Genomic DNA, 20,267 nt, shown 5'->3' on the forward strand with positions numbered 1-20,267 from the left:
CCTCAAGTAATAATCTGACTTGTTTAATTTGGTAAACACTGTTTCCCCAATTTAAAACACATAATATGTATGCAATCTCATGTTATCTCCTTTTCACTTCCTTGGAAACTTCTTTAATGCTTTCAAGATATGCTTTTTCGACTGGCGTCAAAGTAATCTCCTGATATTTTCTGTATTCTGACTTTGCTTTCTCCAATGCCAGTTTATGACTTACAGAACCAGCTCCAGTTAAAAGTTTTCTATTTCCGGATGACAACACGCTATCCAGCTGCTTAACATAATCATCCATATACATTGGCTTATGCTCAATTGCATTAATTTCAGCCAGATCAAAATAACCAGAAACAAGATTGTTTAATACTTTGAGTTCATTTTCTTCAAGATAATTCTTTGCAATTCCTATATCCTTTAATGCTGGTAACTCTCCGGCAAATGAAGTAAGTCCCATAAATGGCTTTTCTGCATCTGCCCGCTGATATATAACCTCTGCCGCAGTATGACCATGTGCTGCATAGTGAAGTTTATTCTGAACAATTTTAAAAAATCTAACAGACTCTTCGCTATGAGGATTGTAATCTACACTCGTAGCATACAAATCAAGAACCTGACGATACAAGACCTTTTCTGAGGATCTTATATCCCTAATTCTGTCAAGTAACTCTTTCCAATAATTTCCTCCTCCATTTCCTTTCAAACGCTCGTCATCTATCGTAAATCCCTTAATCATATATTCTTTTAACCGCTTTGTTGCCCACTGCCTGAATCTTGTTGCAATCACTGATTTAATACGGTATCCAAGAGATATTATCATATCAAGATTATAATGAGGAATCTGCCTTGTCACCTCACGATTTCCTTCTTTTCGAACCTGTCGGAAATTCCGACAGGTTGAAATTTCGTCTAATTCACCCTCCTCATAAATATGCTTAATATGTTCTACTACATTTGTTCGAGAAGTTTGGAATAATTCTGACATCTGCTGTTGTGTCAGCCACACTGTATCATCTTCTATTTTAACTTCTATATTTGTCTGCCCATCATCAGTCTGATATATAAGTATTTCCCCATATTCATCGGTTCCAATTTTATCTGCCATAAGCACTTCTCCAATCCATTACTTCTTAGTTATGAACTGTGAACTCATATGTTCACTATTGCCCCAATTAAATCTTATCATCATCCAAACCTCTGTTCAACCAAAACTTTTCCCAAGATTCAAATCCGGATTAAACAAATTAATCAACAAAGTACTTAAGCAATGTCCACATCTTACACATGAGCAAACAGGCTAAAAATTCCTCTGTTTCTTCTTCAATGCTACTATTTATGCAGTATGCTTTATTTCTATCATATACTTTTCTTTTAGCTTAGAGCATCTGTTCTGTGCGATGATACCTTCATGTTGCAATCTTCCCGCCACAATTCCCGGATGAATTGCTATCGATTTGGCGAACTCCACAATTTCATCATCGGAAATATATCTTGTTGGAGCCAATCTTTTATAATCCGCAGGTGAAATCAAATAGTTCATCGCAAACTTATCTGCCTCTAGTTCCAAATTATTGTTAATATCCATCATTTCTTCAACCGTACTACTGATAAACACTGTTTTTATTTTTTGCTGAAAAACATGCTTAATTTCATGAAATAATGAAAACCAAAACTTATCTGCATTCAGTCCTCTATTATTCATCGCAAGCACTACTCTATCCTCAGATACCCACTTGACAGCACCATTCACACCTGAATTCTTCAAATGTGGTAATAAAACAAAAGCGATACCGCATTCAGCAAAGATTTCACGCATCTTTGGCAAAAATTCCTCTGGTTTCTTAACAGTCATACTTCTAAGCTCTGGCAAATACTCTTTTAATCTCTCAGCATTATAAGACTTCGTCTCAATACTTTTTGAGATATTCATAGCTGTTTGAATCCATGCTCTAGAATTAATGATGTTCTTCTCACTATTACAAGATGAACTTGATCTGAAATTCACCAAAAAATCTGGCTGTAACATAATTCTTAAGTCAGCAACCTTGAAAAATTTACATAGATTTGCCACTTTATCATTGATATTTCTTGCAATTGGCAGACCAATAACATCTACAAAATACTTATAATCAATTTCCCGTGCAAGTTCTGCCTGTGCATCAAAATCACTAACCTGCTGTATCTCAATCAACTTTTGATCATAAGTATTCTGTAAATTCTGCCAAACTTCTACACTCGTTCCAAGCATTACAGAAAGCTTCTTTGCTAAGTCATTTGAGATATTAGCCTGCCCATTGAGCAACTTACTTAACGTCTTTGCTGTTGTTCCCATCCTTGTGGCAAACTCATTCTGACTTATTTCCATATCATCGATAATATCTGCAATATAATATCCAGGGTGAAATGCCACTATATCTTTGTATTCCTTCACATTACTCATAATGGTTCGACACCTCCGTCACCTTCACAATTTTAATCATTTTACATTGAGCTAAAATGTCCCCTTCTGTAATCTCGTTCCCATCGTTATCACAAGGAATCATTGTAACTCTATATCCTGTATTACCTAATCGTATACTCCATTCGTCTTTTCTATCCCCTTTTAAATGTTCAAAATGAAATGGAATATAATTAGCAATATCCATTAAAGACTTTGCATTACATATATAGTTTTCTGCAGATTCAAGCTTCTTTTTTACTTGCTCAGGATATCTCCATCTTTTCTTATATTCAGAACAAAACTGTTTCTTTGCAGTTTCATTCTTATACAATATCCTCATCCCCAAACTTAATTATCCCCTCCTTTTTTATTTTTATTACCTTTTAGGTAATGAAATTTTATCACCATTCAATTGTAATGTAAATACCTTTCTAATATTTTATTTTGATTTTTTATTATGAATATCATCGTTTGTCACAAATCGTACCATAGACTACTATTGATCATGTGTCAAGCAGTTATTCGATATTTTTGAATAACTGAATCCTCCTGCAACTCACTGTCCTCGAATATCTTTTTATATTATAATTGATTGTATTCATACTATACTACAAGCAATATGTCATTTATCGTGGTTATTTTCCATGCGCCATGCTAATTTTCATCAAATAACCATCTATCCAAATCAGGAAATTCATCTTCTACTTCAACTACTTTAATAATATTATTGGCTGGAATTTCAAATTCAATTCTTCCATCATATTGATGTGCCGCCTCATCTTTTCTTATATCCAAATGAATCCACTCTTCCAGCATATATCGTGCGATATCTTGCTTTTCAAATCTATCTATTTTAGAAAATGGAATGGAAAATTCAACAACATAAGGTTTCCCCAGTTTTATGATTTCCCTATATTTTTTCAGATTTCCATCACGCTTTATGCTCTCCAACGCAAATTCCAAAAACTCACCGCCATATGTAGCCAAAAATTTATCATAATCTTTATAGTAATCAAAATCATATATAAAACAAATTTCATTTTTTCTGCGATTACTGCCATTGATCTCCCATCGATCACGCTCCTTCCTAACCTTACAAATTATGTCAACTATCATTTCCTGTGGAATCTCCTGTTGCTGCATATCTTCCCTCAAGGACTGTATGTACCTCTCATCAGAAAAAATCAATCCATTGCACATAACTTTGGACGGATCCGCAAGTCTTGTATTATGATATGCAATTATACTATGGTCTTCTAACAGCGTCATCAATTTGTTATGGATCTTTCCAAATTCAGAATTTATATCCCACATTTTCGATGACGCATAATCATTCAAGAATTTTGTTTCTATCAGCTCTCTTTTAATATTTTCTGGGAAGTTCGAAATACTCTCTCTCACCTTTTTGATTTCAATTGAATATGTTTCTGGTTGAAATATTTTAATTTGTGTCATAGTTTTCTCCTCATATAATCAAGTGCTTTTTATTGTAAATTCAAGTTTTCTAAACTTTTATATCTCAGTGAATAAGCCATAGCTATGTGCATTCCGATGTGTCAAGTACTAAAATAGCAGTTTTTTTGGTATACGAAATAAAACGTCAGCTTTTGTATGGATACCTCATATTCTTCGCTAAACATATTTCTGTCCCCCCTTACACTACACCACTCACGTTATCATCTTGTTTTACCGTACCACGATACACAGCTTTTTGCAATACACTGTGCACCCAAGATTGATTGCCGTTACCTCCTCATCCTTATCTGGCTATACAAAATATCCCCTTGTTTCTTGTATATTTTCAAACGTCTCCAGCTTCTTTTTCTTCTCCTGAATCATTTGCGCATCTAAGAATTTTTAAATTCAGATAAAAAATGGTCTATATTTAAAATCAACTTTCATGTCCCACTGTTTGGAAAACCTTATTTTTATATCATCCTTTATTTACTTTTTACCAAATAGCTTGTACCAAAAACTTGATTTTATTTTTGTGTTCTCCTGCTCTGTAACTTTCAATTTCGCCTCAAAACCAGATAATTTATTTTTGTATACATTAATATTCCTATCAAGTAATTGAATCCGCTCCCTTAACTGTTTATTAGTGTCAATAACTTGACCATATAGTTTCTTAACCTGATTCAATTCAGCTATCACTCTTTCTTTTTCTCTCTTTTCATCTTCATACAATTTTGTAGAAAAATACTTCCTAGATATTGGATCTACTAATAGTTCACCCCAAATATATCCACCATTTTTCCCATCCAACTTTTCTTTTATTCCAATAGTTTGCTTCTCTTCGTCCTCTGCATTGTTAAAATTTTCTCTGACATTCCATTTACTGACTGTAAATTCTAAACATGCAAGTCCTTTTTGTTTCATTTGGCTTATCTTTTTACTATCTACCGAATGAGTATCTTTTATTTCAATTGCGAGTTGACCTTCCCATTTTTCAACATAAATTGCTGGATCCGCTTTCGTGAAATTTACAAGTAAATCAACAATTCGTCTACTTCCATCTTCCATAAGTATACTTTCTTCTTGCAATATTTCATCAGGATATATCGTTAAAGCTTTACCCTTCCACCTTATTTCTAGACGCTCAATTCTAGAAATACATTCTTTAAATAATTCATGTCTATATGATTCTTCACTGCCTTCTCCTTTATGTTCGAAATCAGCATTATAATATCTAAAATAACTATTCTTTAGTATACCATTTTTTCCAGTTTGAAAAACCATCCTCACTTTATTTTCCGGTTTTCTACAAATACTATAAATGTTATTTTTATATTTTTCCCAAAGGTCCGGACGATTTTGTTTCCAATCTAATGCATCCCATATCGTAATTCTTCTATATTTTCCGTCTATTAATAAATCTGCTCTTCTTTTCAATAACATCATCTCCTTCTTGATTTTTTACTAATAAGTTCTATACTCGTCCATCATTTTCTTCAGTACAAGTGCATTCTCGTATTCCTCTTTAAATGCATTGCATTGAATTGTCCTGCAATTTCTGCAAACTGCTTATTTAAGTCTATCTACAAACCTTTTCCCATCATCATCGTAACCTGCAATCGTCTTCGTAAATGCATTTGGAAACATTTCCTATCCCACTATCTCTAATTCATTAATATTGGCTATATTATGTCCATAAAAGAAGACTCTCGGGCCCTGATCCTTCCATGTGATTTTATCTGCACAGTTTTGACCATGAAAATCTGAAATACACTTGCATCGAGTAACTACGCCCTTATCGGTAACAATATCAAATACTACTTCTACAATTACTTTGTATGCACTCTGCTTTATTGCATTTTCGAACTCAATACGTTTTTTTGAATCTATAATATATGTCATTTCAAACTTTATCTTCCCATCCTGATGAATTGCAATTCTAGAGTACTGATTCGAGCGATTTTCCCCAAATAAATAGCAACTCATGTTCTGATTACTTTCATCACTACAAAATATATTGCAATCTTGTATATGTATCAATACCGGTATGCTATTTCCTATACTTGTTCCATTAAACGTAAATTTATACCCAACATTTATCGCGCTTTCAATGCATTCCTTATCATTAATTATCTGTTCAGAATGTATGTTCAAATTAACAGGTTTATCTGCTTTTTGCTTTATACATATACTGTCCATCAGTATCATACTACTGTAATTTGCAATATAATTATTATTTTCCATTTCCTGCAATCGATCATTTTGCTTATATGCTACATATCCCAATACAATAGTGCCTACTGCGCCAAATATACTTGCTGTATAATTTAGTGCATCTCCAGCACCCCACTCGGCAGAAAAAATACCATCTGTATGCACTTTAAATAGTATATTTACCACTAAAGCCAAAATTAGTGCTATTAAAACGACTACTATACCAATCCATATTAACTGCTTTTTCTTCATTGCACATCTCGAATCCTTTCTTTATACAAATTAACACGCTGCGCCATCTTAAATTTCTTCTTTGACAACTTCCATGTACTCAACCTTGGCAAGCCAAAAAATTTAAGAGCAAAACTACTCCTTCTTCGCATTTTCTTCTAGTTCCAACATGTATTTATCGAAGTCCGACATAAATAGTCTATCCTGAATGACACGATATTTTTCAAATTCAGTCTCAGCTTTTGCCTTGGCAATCTCCGAGGTGATTTTACCTGCATCCTGAAGAATCTCTCTGTCATCTGCCATCAGGAAGAGATCTAGACGCTTTGCCCAGTCCTCCATTGTCATCGGAATATGACGTTCTGCACGATCCTCTGCTAAATCCAGATAAGCAGATACAACACGCTCCAGTGAGCGCATTTCCTGCTCACTCAGATAATTCTTTGCAACATTAACATCACTTTTTACGATTTTGCCTTCCGGTGCTGCTGCCCAAGTGGTTAATCCCATGTGTGGCTTGTCTGCATCTGCTCGCTGATAAATCAACTCTGCTGCCGTATGTCCATGAACTGCATAATGCATCTTGTTTTGAACCTTGGCAAAAAACTGCTTCGTTGTTTTTGCTGTTCGGTCATAATCAAGAGCTGTCGCATAGATGTCTGTTATCTTTTGATAAAATCTGCGCTCAGAGAGGCGGATTTCACGAATCTGCTCAAGCAAACGGTCGAAATATTCTACTGTAAGTACGGAACCACCATTTTTCAGACGCTCATCATCCAGGACCCAGCCCTTGATGGTGTAGTCCTTGACGATGCTGTTGGCCCACTTACGAAACTGCACTGCACGCTCATTATTCACTTTAAAGCCGACAGCGATGATCATTTGAAGATTATAATGTTTTGTATCACGAGTCACCTGACGTGAACCTTCAGTTTGAACTATCCGGAAATTCCGGATAGTTGCATCCTCCTCAAGCTCTGAGTCGGAATAAATCTTCTTAATATGCTCATTGATTGTTCGAACATCCACATCATATAATGTGGCCATCATCTTCTGTGTCAGCCATATATTCTCATTCTCGTAGCGCAGTTCAATACTGTCCTGCTGATCACCGACAGAGGCAACATAGGTTAAGTATTCTGCTGCACTGGAACGAATAGTTATTTCATCTTTTTTCTTTTTCAAATAGGATTCCCTCCTCTAAGATTCTAAGTCGAATAATCAACTATGTTTTTATTTTAACACTTGCTGTATGGTATTTGCAGTCCTAATTGTAAGATTGCCAATAATGCCTGCATTTGCCGTTTTTGTTCCACCAATTGCGTTTTTGATCGCAGTCCCGTCAAATCGCCTTATGCCGGTGTTCCCACTTCGATCAAATTCCCATCAAGATCATAAAAACGAATGACCTTCTGTCCCCAACTATGTGTCGTCAACGGATTAACATACTCTGTTTCCGGATATAGGCGTTCCAATTTGTCCACAAAACTTTCTATCTCTGCCTCCTCAAAATAAAGCTCACAATGATTATTTCTTGGCAGAACATCCCCCTGCAAAAAATCTTTCCAACATTCCTCTTCCTGAAGCACAAGCCCCTCGGAAAGAATCATATTTCCACCATTATCCAAAAGCATTTCTAAACCAAATAAGTCATGGTAATACTTCTTGGATTGTTCTATATCTTTAACAACAATAAGCACATTTCGTAACTTCATTTTAATCTCCATTCTGCAAACGGTCTGCGTGCAAGCTCCACGAGCAAGACTAACCATCTGCTTGCAATCTATGTAAAAGCAGATCAACGCTTTCTTTTAATCCATCACTAAATTCTGCTAAATCAGCAATATTAATAACACCACTATTAATTAATGTCACAATATCAAAAATCATATTTTCTTTACTTACTTCACACAATACTCCCAGATGTCTTTTGTCTTTTTTATTCGTTCCTCCAGTTTCCAGAATTTATCTGAAGCACTTCCCTCTCCGTCCAATAAAATCATATATTCCTTAATCAATCGTTCCATATAAGTTTCTTGCCAATTAGCAACACATGCGCTAAACAACTTCCAATCTTTTTTTGAAATTTGCATATAAGCAACCTCCAATCCATTGTTTACTTAAATATTTTAAAATCATTATACGTGAAATCTTACCTTTTTTCCATAAAATAATGTTTCCATACTCTGTTTCTCCGGACCACTCGGAAACCACAGTGACCTAGATAAAGGTAATAGATATGCAGCAGCATATAATCTTCAACTTCACGAAGTGCACCGTTTCCAACTTCAATTGTATTGTTAAATCTTGAAAAATGATCTTCTGCTACGTTTCCATTATTCACACATGAAATCATTGCTTTATTTATTGCATTATCAAAATTTCTCCATTGAACATAATCCAATAATTTCATTAGTTCTCTTGCATACCAATACTCAATGCCATCCGTTTCATGTCGGATATCATCAAATTTTCTTCTGTACAATTCTATTATTCTCTTTTCCATTCAAATTTCCTCCCCTTATGAACATATTGCTGACGCCAGCAATATGTTTTTTACTATTAATTTCTTCAATTACTCTAACACATTCTCCTTTGTGTTCCTCATCTTGTCATAATACGCTTTATACCTGTAAATTGTTCTCTCACTGACATTATTACGCTTTGCAATCTCTATCATAGTCATTCCACTTTCATAACCTGCAACAAAATCATTATAGATTGCCATCCACTTGGCATTATGCTTAACCTATCGCATAAACTTAGGTTTATCCTTACGCAAGACTGCACAGGCACTCAAAGATATCCACGGAATTGATATCTTCCATCAACAGGTGGCGAATTACTGTACTACTGCCACCATCTGTGTAAAACCTTTTACCGACAGCTACGATTACAAAGTTGGTAAAGTTATAACTGCCGATGAACTCTCCTTAATTTTCATCATAAGTGAGGCTAAGTCAATACTTACAAACTTTGAACCTATTCAAATTTATTAAGTTAGCAGTTCAACATCATTCCTACTAGTTGATGCAATTTCTTGTAAATCTCATAAGCAGTTCTATAGTCCTCTGATATTAAACAATGATTAACATTATCCGCATCCAGAATATATACTTCTATTTTATCAACACCTGAACTAAACGCCTTTTTTATCCTGTGATTTCCATTAATCACAAATGGATGAACAAACATATCATTCACCAAAACAATGACAGGATTATCTTCCTTGCTCTTTCGTAAAGTATCATTCATTTTTATATACTTTATATCCATATCTGATTCAACTCGACAGCACTCACAAATTACTTGCGTGTCTACTCTTTGTGATTCTATAGAATTCTGCACTATGAACTCATAAACTTGATTTACATTATATTCTAAACAATCCGACCTCCAAACTTCTTCATTTAACATTAACTCTGTTTGCTCCGATTCGTCTAATAAAAATTGTAAATCACATAAAGATTGTACAAACTTCAATACCTTACGTTTCTTAAAAAAAGGAAGCTTTTTTTTATGTGTTGCCGACACAATATCCTTTTTATACTGTTTTTTTCGTTCTATATCATTAACATAATTTTCATGCTCATAACACATTGTTGCTAAATACCTCTGCATACCAACCTCCCAAAGCTAAATCAGCTTAAAATGCCTCAACGCATCCTTAATATACTCCACCTTTTCCTGCGGACACTGCTTCACCTCTGGATTCTCTTTCTTAGATCTATTGTAATTCTCGCCCATGTCCAGACCACACATCCGCTTGACCTGCATCCTTTGACGAAGCACCACATAAGAAAACCCTTTCATCTGCAGTTCCATAATCCAACACTATAAATCGATCATGAAATATACCTCCGATCTTTTTCATTGATATTTTTACGGATGGATATTCTTTGCAAAAATCCGTAAATTCTATATTATGAAGTTTATTATTTCTAACATTATCGATGAACAAAGTAATATTTACTCCGGTCGGAGAATTCTTAAGGTGTACCAGCGTTCTTAATCAATATAATTATCAACAACATATATTGATGACTTTGCCTGCTTATAGATGGACTCATATGCCTCATCTGCACTACTGAATTTTGTATTAAACATGAGCCACTTGTCATCATCGTCTGGAACAAAGCTGTTCATCATATCTGCCAACTCAGATTTTGTCACAACATCCTTCAAGCCTTCTGCAACATCTGAAATCTGCTTTTCAAGAGATATCATATCTAAGTTGATTTTGTTGATTTCTATTCTGTTATTAGCAGTTTCCATATTCCATGTTTTTACCTCCTAGTGAGCTGTCTGTATCCCCTTATTTGTATCCAACTCCCAACCAACCTGCCAAAATCCCATATCTATCATTTTCATTTGTGGGTATGGCATACCTTCAACTTCCATCTTTTCTCTGACAGGTTCGAGTCGGTCAGCGTTTTTCTCATAAAAGTTGACAAGCTGCATTATAGACCTAATGTTGTAATTTCCAGTGGCAACCTTCTGATTCTTTATTCCTGCAATAAAATATCTATCATATGCTGGAACACAGCCAAGTGTTCCCATAAGTATTTTCGTGATGAGTGTAAAAGATAACTGATTTTTCAGTTCTTGTTCTTTTACTTTGTGCCTGATTTTATCGTAATACTGCTCTAAAAACGAATTTATATCCTGCAGTAACTTTTGGTTGCTATCGTCTTTGAAACCGATACAGTCCATTCCAGCTAAAACATCATATTTTTCATTTAGCAGTTCTTTTACTACTGGAATATGTACTTTATAATCCTTTTGTAGCAAAAATGATGAGCCACGATACATTCCCCAACTTGCTAAATAGAAAGCTAGTTGTAAACTCAGATAATCATAATCAACTTCTTTGGATTCTCTTGCTTTTATAAAATGTGAATAGCAGTGTTCCCAAGAACGATATCGACCATTCTCATCAGCCTTCAAATCATTATAAAATTCTGTTGATGATTTAATAATCAAATCCACAGTATCCATGCTACTCACCGCCTATTCGTTACTCGTTCTTATCTGTTCTCCATCTGGAAAAACGAATGACTGTTCAAAGGTAACCTCCATCACATCAGCTATCTGTTTTAACTCCTCAAGGATAACTGTATCTCGTTTCAGTTTCTTACCAAAGTTCTGTGGAGTCTGACCTATCCGCCTTGCAAGTTCCGAAACGCTTATATTCTTTTTATTACATAATTTTTTAATCATATCGGATGTTTTCATCTTAATCCTCCATGTCTAAAACGCACCTTAACTTGTTACATTATAAACCATTTGGTTGATAAATTCAATTCTGCCACAGTTCCACTCTGTAAATTTTCTATGAATGACAAAAACACCCTGCATTGCTGCAAGGTGCTAATGATTATAAACTATTCTTCAACTTAACAATTCTTTCTTCAATTTCACGGATCACTTTAATAAAATCCATATCATCTTTTCCTGTAGGGTCATCTAGTCTCCAGTTATCATCAAAAGGTCTGCCGATAAAAGGACATCCAACATTACATCCCATTGAAATTGCGATGTCTACGTCTGGAATATCTGTAATTAACTTGCTGTATTGACCATTTGTTTCCATATCAATCCCATAAAGTTTTTTCATTATACGAACAGCATCCTGATTGATTTGTGGCTTTGTTTCTGTCCCGGCAGAATAGCTTTCAAACACATCAGATGCAAGATGTTTTCCAAGTGCCTCGGCAATCTGACTTCTACAGGAATTGTGAACACAGATAAATGCTACCTTTTTTTCTTCCATCTATCATTTCTTAAACCATCCTCTTGTACTATTGGCCACCTTTACAAGCGCAAGAGCTTGTTAAAAAGGCAAACAACAAAGAAGCCTATGACGAGATTGCCGACCAGATTTTCGCACTCAGAGAAAAGCGCCAGCAGGCCTCAATGGACACTGTACAGCGTGATGAGCAGCTACAGCGAATTACAGAATTGCAGGATTATATTAAGACCAGCCTTCCGACCTTACAGTATTCGATGAAGCCCTTGTAAAACGCTGGCTTAAGCAAATCACAATATGGGACGACCATTGCACGATTGAATTGAAATCCGGACTTAAGGTCGATGTAGAAAGATAAGCATAGACGCACGAACCCCTCCCAGCCATGACGGTTGAGAGGGTTATTTTGTTATTCTTCTTTGTTTTCTGGAAGATAGTAAAGCTTCCCATTCTTAGAAATCAGCTGGACATCCTCTGCATATAGTTCCGATGTGTCTGCTATATGCAATGCTTCATGCCCTGATGCTTGTGCTGAAATCATCGTAGCAGTTTTCTTTTCAATAGAACGGAAATTGAAATCGTCATTAAAAAGGCCCGGTATGAAATGAATTACACCATCAAATCCTGCTCTCTTTCTTCGAATCTCATCTGTCTCTATTCCTAAACGTTGTGTTATCTCCTCATGCCATGCGGTAAGTCGTTCTTGTGTATCACTTACTTGCTTTGTGTATGTTGGTAATAAAGCAACGCATTGTTCTCTTGAAACAGCACCCAAATGCAATGTATATCGTAAATCAGAAATCTTGTAAAGCACATCTAATAATGACTTCTGATACATAAACCAGTTCTGCGCATTTCCTAACGCCTTTTCATAGGCTTCATAATCCAGACCTGTTTTCTTAGCAAAACCTGCCAGCGTGAGATTTGCTTGTCCAAGAAGCTGTGTACACTCTTCTTCCAAGCTATCAAGTTGTGCAATCTTTGAAAGACGCAACTCATCGTTTTCTAAAATCTCTGCTTGAAAATCAGCAATCTTTTTAACGTGAGCCACGAGCGAAAATACTCTGCTGCGATACTCATTATCCTGAAAATCCTGTATCTGAGAAATGCCATCACTGATTTCACCTAGCTTAGCATTAATCTGTGTCATGTAATACTGACCAACAACCATTGACGCTACGCCCATAGCTGCAGCGGCGGTATTTGCTACTGCTGCTGTTCCTTTTTGTGCTTCAACAGCCACAAGATTGGCATGACCTTTAATTCCATCAGCGCCATGATAGATACCGCGAACAGCACCTTCCATCACTTTAGAATTAGTCAGTTTAGCACCTGCAGGTATAACCGCACGATATAACACTTCGCCATTTGCAGCTTGAACAGCCTGTGCAGCATTGTTGACTGCATTACCGGCCCGAGCTAACCCCGGAACCAAATTATTAACATGTGCCAGAACCTTGCTATCAGTAATTTCTACCAGCTTAGTATCATCATCAATTGCCTCTGCAGGAAGCATCTCCATCTGAATAATAAGTTCATTTACATGAAGAATCTCCATAAGCTCATCTTTTCCGCTGGTTACTGCTAATGGCGCTGATACCAAATCCCCTGATGGAATATTTTCACGCTTCTTAACTTTTGTATAGATGATAATGCCTGCTGCTATTGCTACAGATATGACAATACCTATTCCTATGTATTCCATATATCTTGAACCTCCTATTGTTTCTATAATAGGCTTTGTAATTTTCGCGAATATCAAAGATTCTAATACCAATCCATATTTGCCATCATTTCGGATTCGTATTCTGCCTTCATCCCACTTTCATAATCTGCAATTGCATAAAGCGTAGAATCGCACCCTTCAAGAAAGTTTATTATTGCTTTTAGATACATATACACATTACTCAAATCCATTTTTTTGTTATCAATTCGATACTCCAAACTGTATGATGTAGGATATCGGAAATTATCTCCGTTTTTATCTAATGAATTTATTTCATCGAGTAGCTTCTCAACGATATCTACAATTGCCAAATCTTCACCAGAATCATTCGCATATTTAACAATTACCGGTTTTACATTTTTCCATAAATCTTTTTTTATATAATGGCTTTTTCGTTTCGAGTTGAATACTTTTAACGGTACACCATCCTCTACCCTACTATAAAATAATCTCTTCAAACATAACTCTATAGTATTTCGGAACATAAAAATAAGCGGATATAATTTAACTTTGTTTGATATCTGATGATTTTTATAGATATAATCAATCACTTCGGTATATCCAGTGACCTTGACGTGGAAACCTTCATCTGAAATTCTTTGCCACAAATAGCAATTTCCAAATCCATGTGAAGCAAAAGCAAAGAATTCAGGTTTTAAGTTGTGGTCAAATTCATCCTCTTCAGAAACAATTCCTTTCTCAATGCATTTCTTTACTAACGCAAAGGCTTGTAACAAATTATTGGCAACATCCACATTGTCCAAAAACTTATCTCTGTATTTTGAAAGAAAGTCATCTTCAAATGGAAATCTGAACATATCCGATTTTTTATCGACTTCCTCCAATGAATCTAAATAAGTGGTCAACCATTCTGTCTCTTCATTAGTCAAAAAGCTTTCTCTACCTGTATCTATGTATTTTTTTAACAACATAGATACATCATGACAGCAGTCTTCGAAAGAATCTTGAATATCTCTCTTTCGAGGTAATACTCGACATAGTAAAGATTTCAAGCCAAGTTCAAGACTATGACGTAACAAAAATATACCTGTTAGAAACCACATATCCGATTTAACGTTATCGTGCCCACTTTCAATCACATCTGCAAATGTTTTATATCCACACTCATAGAAATGGTATGAGAGCGCCTTATAATCTTCAAAACAATTTCTACTCCACTTAATAATTACGGATGTCTCTTCATTATTGATTTTCCAAAAATCCATATCCGCTGAAGGCCAAATCCATACAGAATCCCCCATTGGTGTACCTCCTTCTACAATAAAATATCTTTTAATGCTTTACTCATCAATATCTGGCGTTTCTCCATAAACTCTTCAAAATTAGATAGTTCGTATGAAACATCACTAGGAAGGTACTTAGCATTTTCACTATTTTCAGTAACCTTCAGCCAATCGACAAGTGGTATCGCATTCTTGGATTCATTCTCTCTACCTTCCAACAATTGAAGGTTTGCCAATGTATTCCTTCTTCTACGCCAATCTTCTTTAGTATCATCATCAATCACTGTTCCATCCGGCAACACTAAGTCTTTAATCTTGCCTTCTTCAAATCCTGTATACGGATGCATATGATCTTGATGAAATCCCTTCTGACTATATTTCAAATTTGGATACAGAAGAGATAACAACATAAATGTATAGGCACCAATCTCATATGTATCAAACATTGCATCAATCTCATCCGCAGTATATCTAAGAGTTCTGTCGCCTGTGAATCTAATCCCATTTAGATTTTTCATACTAAATGAATTAGATGGTGCTGCCTTCAATGCCTCTCTTATGCTTGTCAGTGCAGAGTTTGATGCGGTACCAAAAATCTGTCTTACCTGTGCGATTACAATATATTTTCTTAATTCAGCTTTACTGCTTGAATCGAAATTACCACCTTTGTATCTGTAGTAAACCATAGGAGAAACAGCCACATAAGAAATCATGTTCTCTGAATTGAATCCGAACTCATTTAACAAATCAACTGTATCCTTGATGGCTTTTCGGATTGAGTCCCAGTTTTCTTTGATTTTTAGTACACTATCTTTTTTAAATGTTTCTACTTTTAATGCTACGGACATATCTAAAAGATACAAACAGGTACGCATTATAAAGTCATTAGAGAACTTGAATCCTTCGCCTTTCTTATTTATTTCAAAAAGCAACTTATCAATTTCATCCCTTGCCTTATCCCAATGAGAAACAATAGTAGAGAATAACAAGTCACTCTTTGAAAGAATGGTTCCACCAGAATTTACTCTAACGAAAATATCCAATACACTGTCTATCGAATCTTTTTCTACTTCAAAGTAGTTGATGATTTCATCAGTAACCAGTCTTGTATGCAAAAGAGAAATATTCTTTGTTGCAACTTTGTCGGTTGCCCATCCATTAGGAATGATGACCTCTGTTAATAAATTTTCAGCTGAATACTTAAGGATATCTTTTACCAAATACCAAAGCTTATCGTCCTTATTCTTTGCAGCCTCTTCTGCTGTTAAAAATCTGAACTCATAAGAAATGCCCTCATCATCAGTTTTTTCACTGTGCAAATCAAAGTACAGTTCTTTCTTCGGAAATGCATCATCATTCTTCCATCTTTTGTTTGGAAGTTTTCTGCTCATACTTCCTTGCAAAGCTATGTATAGAGAAGTCAATCTCTGCTGGCCATCCAAAACTGCCCAGATTGTTTCATCTCCACTACCAACCGGGAACGGCTGTGGTGCAGCCGGATTCTTATACATATCTCGGTCATGGTAATCTTTTATAAATTCATACATTGAATACTCTTTTTGGTTCACAATAGTCTTCTTAACTTTCCAAAAAAGAAAAGTTCCAATAGGATATCCAAGCATGATAGAATCCATTAATCTTGTAATCTGTGAATCTCCCCACACATATTTTCTTTGAATAGCAGGAAGTTAGACTCTTCTACTATTTACATCATCTATTATTGCTCTAATACTTTTCTTTTCGTATGCCATGATTTGCCTCACTCATTACTTGTTTTTATCTGCTCTCCGTCCGAGAAGATAAATGACTGTTCAAAAGTAACCTCCATCACATCAGCTATCTGTTTCAACTCCTCAAGAGTCACAGTATCTCGTTTCAGTTTCTTACCAAAGTTCTGTGGAGTCTGACCTATCCGTCTGGCAAGTTCCGAAACGCTTATATTCTTTTTATTACATAATTCTTTAATCATATCGGATGTCTTCATCTTAATCCTCCATGTATAAAATACACCTCAACTCACTATATTATAAACCATTTGGTTGATAATTTCAATCCTGGCACGGTTTCGCTCTGTAAATTTTCTATGAATGACAAAAACACCCTGCATTGCTACAAGGTGTTGATATAATAGTCCTTATTCAATTATCTCTTGAGTTCAATAGTCATGCCGGATTTAAATTTGAAGATTAGTTTATCATCATAAACTGTGATTTTTCAATAAGCCTTCTGGCCAATTGCTCATCATATTCTGTGATTCTGCTTGTTTGCGTTTGAAGAAAATGTCGCATTTCATTTATTCATTTTCTTAGCATTTCCTGCTCAACATCTTTAGTTACAACTGTTGCCTTCTTTTCTCTCAAGGCGTCTATTTCCTTTGCTATAACATCATACTCAGCATTTTTGTTTACGCACATCACAAGCTTTTCCTGTAATTCCGCCATTCTTTGGTCTATGTACTCAAGCGTTGCCGTAGAATCACCATTTAGTACATCTTCGATATTATGCTGTAGTTGCACCAAAAATTCTTTTCTTCCTCCAAGGGTCTTATTGATGGCTCTCATGACTGCTTTTTGAATTTCTGATTCGCTGATTGCCTCAGCATCACAGCCTTTTTTCGGACCCTTCTCAATTCGGCTGGCACATCTCCATTTGTTATAAGATGCACCCCTAGCTTTCCACGCAACTCTTCTGAAAAGATCCCCACATTTACCACAGTATATGATGCTCGATAATGCATATTTGCTGCTGTAGACTCTTTTCGTCTTCCCGTTTTCTGTTCTTAAATGAGCCCTTCTTTGCAGTTCTTCCTGGACCTGCATGAACAACTGCCTTGGAATGATTGCTTCATGGTTGTTTTCAACATAGTACTGAGGAACAATTCCATTATTAGCAACTCTCTTCTTTGTAAGAACATCAACCGTATAGGTTTTCTGTAAAAGAGCATCTCCCATATACTTTTCATTTGTGAGAATTTTTCTTATTCCATCACTTCGCCATTTCATATTTCCGGTTGCGGTTGGAATACCATCTGCCATAAGTCCGTCTGCTATATTCTTAAGGCTTGCACCTTGAAGATATTCTCGAAATATTCTTCTTACTACCACAGCCTGCTCTTCATCAATGATGAGATGTCCATTCTCGTCTTTTGTGTATCCCAAGAACCAATTATGATTGCTTTGATAAAGGATTCCTTGTCGGTAACAATCATCTTGTTGGGATACAGACAGTTCCCGCTATTACCGACACAATCTGCTGTGTATATAGTGAAATTAATCATATTCTCCGACCTCCTTCAAATCCTGGGTAAACCATCTGATCTTCATTCTTCTTTTCTTGGCAACACTAATCTCACGAGCCATGCCTCGGCTAATCACACCACCGAAAACCCAGACCTCTGTGCATTTGCCAAGAAGTACATAATTGAAATGCATAGCCATCTCTCTTTCAGCCTCACTACCGTCATCCATGAACTGCGGATATAAAAGATGAGGTGTTACCGGTATAGCATTTTCATCAACAGCGAATCTGCTGTATCGTCTTGCATTCTTTACATTGGTTTCAACATCACCTGCATATGGACTGCACACATACACCAAAGGAAGATAGGCAGCCTTTTTATCAGTTGCCACTTCTTCACGATGGAAAATGGTAAGAGCCTCATATGTAGTCGGGGTCGGAATAACCCTCATGATTAAACTTATCAATGCGCATATCTTTAATCCTCCTGTTCAATGACTGGTAAGGTGCCTTCGCTCTTTAGAAGGTCATAAAGGAAAACTCTGCCCTTCTGTGTCCAATAAGTATGCATCACACTTCTATTCTCATCGATTGCATAGGTGCGTGATTGTGTGTATCCGCATTCTGCATACTGCTGATATAAAAGCCATGTCTTTCTGAACTTATACTGAACCCCCAGTTCATGAAGAAGTTCATTGAATTTGCGACCGCTCATACCGTAGTCCTTTGCAATCTGTGTAATAGGAACTGTGTTCTTGTTCTGTAAAATAAGGTCATAGTAGCTTGCCTTTGGCTGCATCTCTACAATCTGCTGACGCTGAACCAATGTCTGACATTCTAGCTGTTTTCTTCTCTCACGCTCTTCCTTAAGCTGTGTAAGTGCTGCAATCGCAAGATCAGGATTTTCCAAAATTTCATCGATGGCATACATCCCATGCTTACGGATAGCCGGAAGAACCTCTGCCGTTACCCAATGTTTGAACTTCTTCGCATTAGGCATCTTGCTTGAAAGGATAAGACTGTAAAGACCAGACTCGTTGATAATGATGGTTTCCTTATCCTGGTTACCATCAAAGAACATAACCTTGTGTCTGTCCTCTTCATCTACATGACGGTTAATATCTCGACTACCGTTTTGGTACCCGAGAATGTCTGCTACATCCTTGCTGACAAACATAACCTCACCGTTTACAGTTGTTGTTCTTACAGAGCCAAACTCTGTGCTGTTAAATACTTGTAATTCCATACGAATTACCTCCTTAAATAAATTTCTCGGAGGTGTCACCCTCCTACCTGGTAGCCTTGGGAGAAGGGTTAAAAGGACGTTTTTGAAAAAACTTTTTTCAATTTGTTGATTGCACGTCTGTAACGATGACTGACAGTGTTGGCATCCTCACCGATTTCTGCTGCATACTCACCAACGGTGTAACCATCAAGTGCAATAGCAATGACCATATGTGCTACTGCAGGTTTAAGAAGACTTCTCAATGTTTCACAGCACTCTTCGTATTCAAACTGGTTATGTACTCCATCAATGGAACTGCTAAAAGCTGACTTATCAGCTGCTCTGAACATGATTGCCTCTTCTGTGTTGACCTCAACTGTCCCGTCCTTGCTCTTCATATAAGCATTGCCAGTATGACGGTCATGCTTGTGCCAACTGTTGTAATCCGGTCTGTTGAATCTCTCTTCGATTACATCCTGGATTCTTTTTTCGTAGTCTTCCTGACTTTCTTCTTCTGAAATGGAGATATTTAACCATTTCTCCAATTCCATGTTATCGATCTCAAGTGTCTGATACTCGTTCTCGTAACGAATCTTGATTTTCATAATGTTCCTGCCTTTCTGCCTGGTTCTTGCAGAAGGGCATAGGAAACAAATTGGGCCGGTGCTTATAGAAGTATCGACCCATGAATTGCCTGAAAAAGGGCATAAGGAAATAAGGGTACTTCTATCGCACCTTTCACAGGTTGTCCTGTG

25 protein-coding genes and 2 pseudogenes are annotated in these 20,267 nt (G+C 36.2%); 1 reads left to right on the forward strand and 26 read right to left on the reverse strand.

Translation table 11 applies throughout. The annotated features are described in order from the left end of the window. Positions 1-82 precede the first annotated feature (82 nt). From ACSAJE_RS05880 to ACSAJE_RS05935, 12 genes are all read right to left on the reverse strand, one after another. Positions 83-1,096 (reverse strand): virulence RhuM family protein, encoded by a 1,014-nt coding sequence (locus ACSAJE_RS05880; RefSeq protein ID WP_118689843.1) that lies wholly within the window; start codon positions 1,094-1,096, stop codon positions 83-85. A gap of 228 nt (positions 1,097-1,324) precedes the next feature. Further along, positions 1,325-2,431, reverse strand: coding sequence for a HigA family addiction module antitoxin (locus ACSAJE_RS05885; RefSeq protein ID WP_458009949.1), 1,107 nt, complete (start codon positions 2,429-2,431; stop codon positions 1,325-1,327). Beyond that, entirely contained in the window at positions 2,424-2,762 is a 339-nt protein-coding gene (locus ACSAJE_RS05890) for a hypothetical protein (protein ID WP_458009950.1), read from the reverse strand. Before ACSAJE_RS05890 ends, ACSAJE_RS05885 begins: the two co-directional genes overlap by 8 nt. Positions 2,763-3,085: 323 nt before the next feature. Continuing rightward, positions 3,086-3,886 carry a hypothetical protein gene (locus ACSAJE_RS05895; protein WP_118689846.1) on the reverse strand — a complete coding sequence of 267 codons (801 nt, stop codon included), beginning with the start codon at positions 3,884-3,886 and terminating at the stop codon, positions 3,086-3,088. Between the two features lie 489 nt (positions 3,887-4,375). Next, a complete protein-coding gene (locus ACSAJE_RS05900) occupies positions 4,376-5,323 on the reverse strand; it encodes a hypothetical protein (RefSeq protein WP_147354445.1) in 948 nt (315 codons plus the stop codon). Positions 5,324-5,536: 213 nt separating this feature from the next. After that, a complete protein-coding gene (locus ACSAJE_RS05905) occupies positions 5,537-6,352 on the reverse strand; it encodes a hypothetical protein (RefSeq protein WP_118689848.1) in 816 nt (271 codons plus the stop codon). Between the two features lie 114 nt (positions 6,353-6,466). Further along, a complete protein-coding gene (locus ACSAJE_RS05910) occupies positions 6,467-7,516 on the reverse strand; it encodes a virulence RhuM family protein (RefSeq protein ID WP_458009951.1) in 1,050 nt (349 codons plus the stop codon). 167 nt (positions 7,517-7,683) lie between these two features. Beyond that, positions 7,684-8,046 (reverse strand): VOC family protein, encoded by a 363-nt coding sequence (locus tag ACSAJE_RS05915; RefSeq protein ID WP_458009952.1) that lies wholly within the window; start codon positions 8,044-8,046, stop codon positions 7,684-7,686. A gap of 49 nt (positions 8,047-8,095) precedes the next feature. Then, positions 8,096-8,221: a hypothetical protein gene (locus ACSAJE_RS05920; protein ID WP_458009953.1), complete on the reverse strand. Its 126-nt coding sequence runs from the start codon at positions 8,219-8,221 to the stop codon at positions 8,096-8,098. A gap of 11 nt (positions 8,222-8,232) precedes the next feature. Next, positions 8,233-8,424 (reverse strand): hypothetical protein, encoded by a 192-nt coding sequence (locus tag ACSAJE_RS05925; RefSeq protein WP_458009954.1) that lies wholly within the window; start codon positions 8,422-8,424, stop codon positions 8,233-8,235. A gap of 59 nt (positions 8,425-8,483) precedes the next feature. Continuing rightward, positions 8,484-8,837, reverse strand: a complete 354-nt coding sequence (locus tag ACSAJE_RS05930; RefSeq protein WP_458009955.1) for a hypothetical protein — start codon at positions 8,835-8,837, stop codon at positions 8,484-8,486. A 69-nt stretch (positions 8,838-8,906) separates the two neighbouring features. Then, positions 8,907-9,059: a helix-turn-helix domain-containing protein gene (locus tag ACSAJE_RS05935; protein ID WP_243103962.1), complete on the reverse strand. Its 153-nt coding sequence runs from the start codon at positions 9,057-9,059 to the stop codon at positions 8,907-8,909. A gap of 4 nt (positions 9,060-9,063) precedes the next feature. Here ACSAJE_RS05935 and ACSAJE_RS05940 point away from each other — a divergent pair. After that, positions 9,064-9,258: pseudogene (locus tag ACSAJE_RS05940) on the forward strand (transposase); the annotation flags it as partial. A 73-nt stretch (positions 9,259-9,331) separates the two neighbouring features. Here the strand turns inward: ACSAJE_RS05940 and ACSAJE_RS05945 are convergent. The 14 genes and pseudogenes from ACSAJE_RS05945 to ACSAJE_RS06010 all read right to left on the reverse strand — a co-directional run bounded on the left by ACSAJE_RS05945 (position 9,332) and on the right by ACSAJE_RS06010 (position 20,117). After that, the gene (locus ACSAJE_RS05945) at positions 9,332-9,952 is read right to left on the reverse strand and encodes a hypothetical protein (protein ID WP_118689853.1); all 621 of its coding nucleotides are present in this window, start codon (positions 9,950-9,952) and stop codon (positions 9,332-9,334) included. Positions 9,953-10,058: 106 nt separating this feature from the next. Continuing rightward, a pseudogene (locus ACSAJE_RS05950) lies at positions 10,059-10,609 on the reverse strand (ORF6N domain-containing protein); the annotation flags it as partial. Positions 10,610-10,624: 15 nt separating this feature from the next. Beyond that, the gene (locus ACSAJE_RS05955; RefSeq protein ID WP_118689854.1) at positions 10,625-11,329 is read right to left on the reverse strand and encodes a hypothetical protein; all 705 of its coding nucleotides are present in this window, start codon (positions 11,327-11,329) and stop codon (positions 10,625-10,627) included. 12 nt (positions 11,330-11,341) lie between these two features. Then, the gene (locus ACSAJE_RS05960) at positions 11,342-11,566 is read right to left on the reverse strand and encodes a helix-turn-helix domain-containing protein (RefSeq protein WP_118689855.1); all 225 of its coding nucleotides are present in this window, start codon (positions 11,564-11,566) and stop codon (positions 11,342-11,344) included. Between the two features lie 142 nt (positions 11,567-11,708). Continuing rightward, the gene (locus ACSAJE_RS05965; protein ID WP_118689856.1) at positions 11,709-12,104 is read right to left on the reverse strand and encodes an arsenate reductase ArsC; all 396 of its coding nucleotides are present in this window, start codon (positions 12,102-12,104) and stop codon (positions 11,709-11,711) included. Between the two features lie 385 nt (positions 12,105-12,489). Beyond that, positions 12,490-13,785: a hypothetical protein gene (locus tag ACSAJE_RS05970; protein WP_118689857.1), complete on the reverse strand. Its 1,296-nt coding sequence runs from the start codon at positions 13,783-13,785 to the stop codon at positions 12,490-12,492. 62 nt (positions 13,786-13,847) lie between these two features. Then, positions 13,848-15,068 (reverse strand): hypothetical protein, encoded by a 1,221-nt coding sequence (locus ACSAJE_RS05975; protein ID WP_118689858.1) that lies wholly within the window; start codon positions 15,066-15,068, stop codon positions 13,848-13,850. Between the two features lie 14 nt (positions 15,069-15,082). Next, on the reverse strand, positions 15,083-16,729 hold the full coding sequence (locus ACSAJE_RS05980) for a DUF262 domain-containing protein (protein ID WP_279221287.1): 1,647 nt from the start codon (positions 16,727-16,729) through the stop codon (positions 15,083-15,085). A gap of 80 nt (positions 16,730-16,809) precedes the next feature. Further along, positions 16,810-17,034, reverse strand: a complete 225-nt coding sequence (locus ACSAJE_RS05985) for a helix-turn-helix domain-containing protein (RefSeq protein ID WP_118689859.1) — start codon at positions 17,032-17,034, stop codon at positions 16,810-16,812. Positions 17,035-17,347: 313 nt separating this feature from the next. Then, on the reverse strand, positions 17,348-18,154 hold the full coding sequence (locus ACSAJE_RS05990) for a recombinase family protein (RefSeq protein ID WP_147354446.1): 807 nt from the start codon (positions 18,152-18,154) through the stop codon (positions 17,348-17,350). Further along, entirely contained in the window at positions 18,148-18,327 is a 180-nt protein-coding gene (locus ACSAJE_RS05995; RefSeq protein WP_147354447.1) for a hypothetical protein, read from the reverse strand. The genes ACSAJE_RS05990 and ACSAJE_RS05995 overlap by 7 nt, the downstream gene beginning before the upstream one ends. Further along, a complete protein-coding gene (locus ACSAJE_RS06000; RefSeq protein ID WP_458009956.1) occupies positions 18,320-18,739 on the reverse strand; it encodes a DUF7768 domain-containing protein in 420 nt (139 codons plus the stop codon). The genes ACSAJE_RS05995 and ACSAJE_RS06000 overlap by 8 nt, the downstream gene beginning before the upstream one ends. 26 nt (positions 18,740-18,765) lie before the next feature. Then, complete coding sequence (locus ACSAJE_RS06005; protein WP_118689861.1) at positions 18,766-19,533, reverse strand: phage antirepressor; 768 nt, start codon at positions 19,531-19,533, stop codon at positions 18,766-18,768. A gap of 68 nt (positions 19,534-19,601) precedes the next feature. Next, on the reverse strand, positions 19,602-20,117 hold the full coding sequence (locus ACSAJE_RS06010; protein WP_118689862.1) for a hypothetical protein: 516 nt from the start codon (positions 20,115-20,117) through the stop codon (positions 19,602-19,604). Between the last annotated feature and the right edge of the window lie 150 nt (positions 20,118-20,267).

The organism is Jutongia sp. SJQ-6, assembly GCF_054161275.1.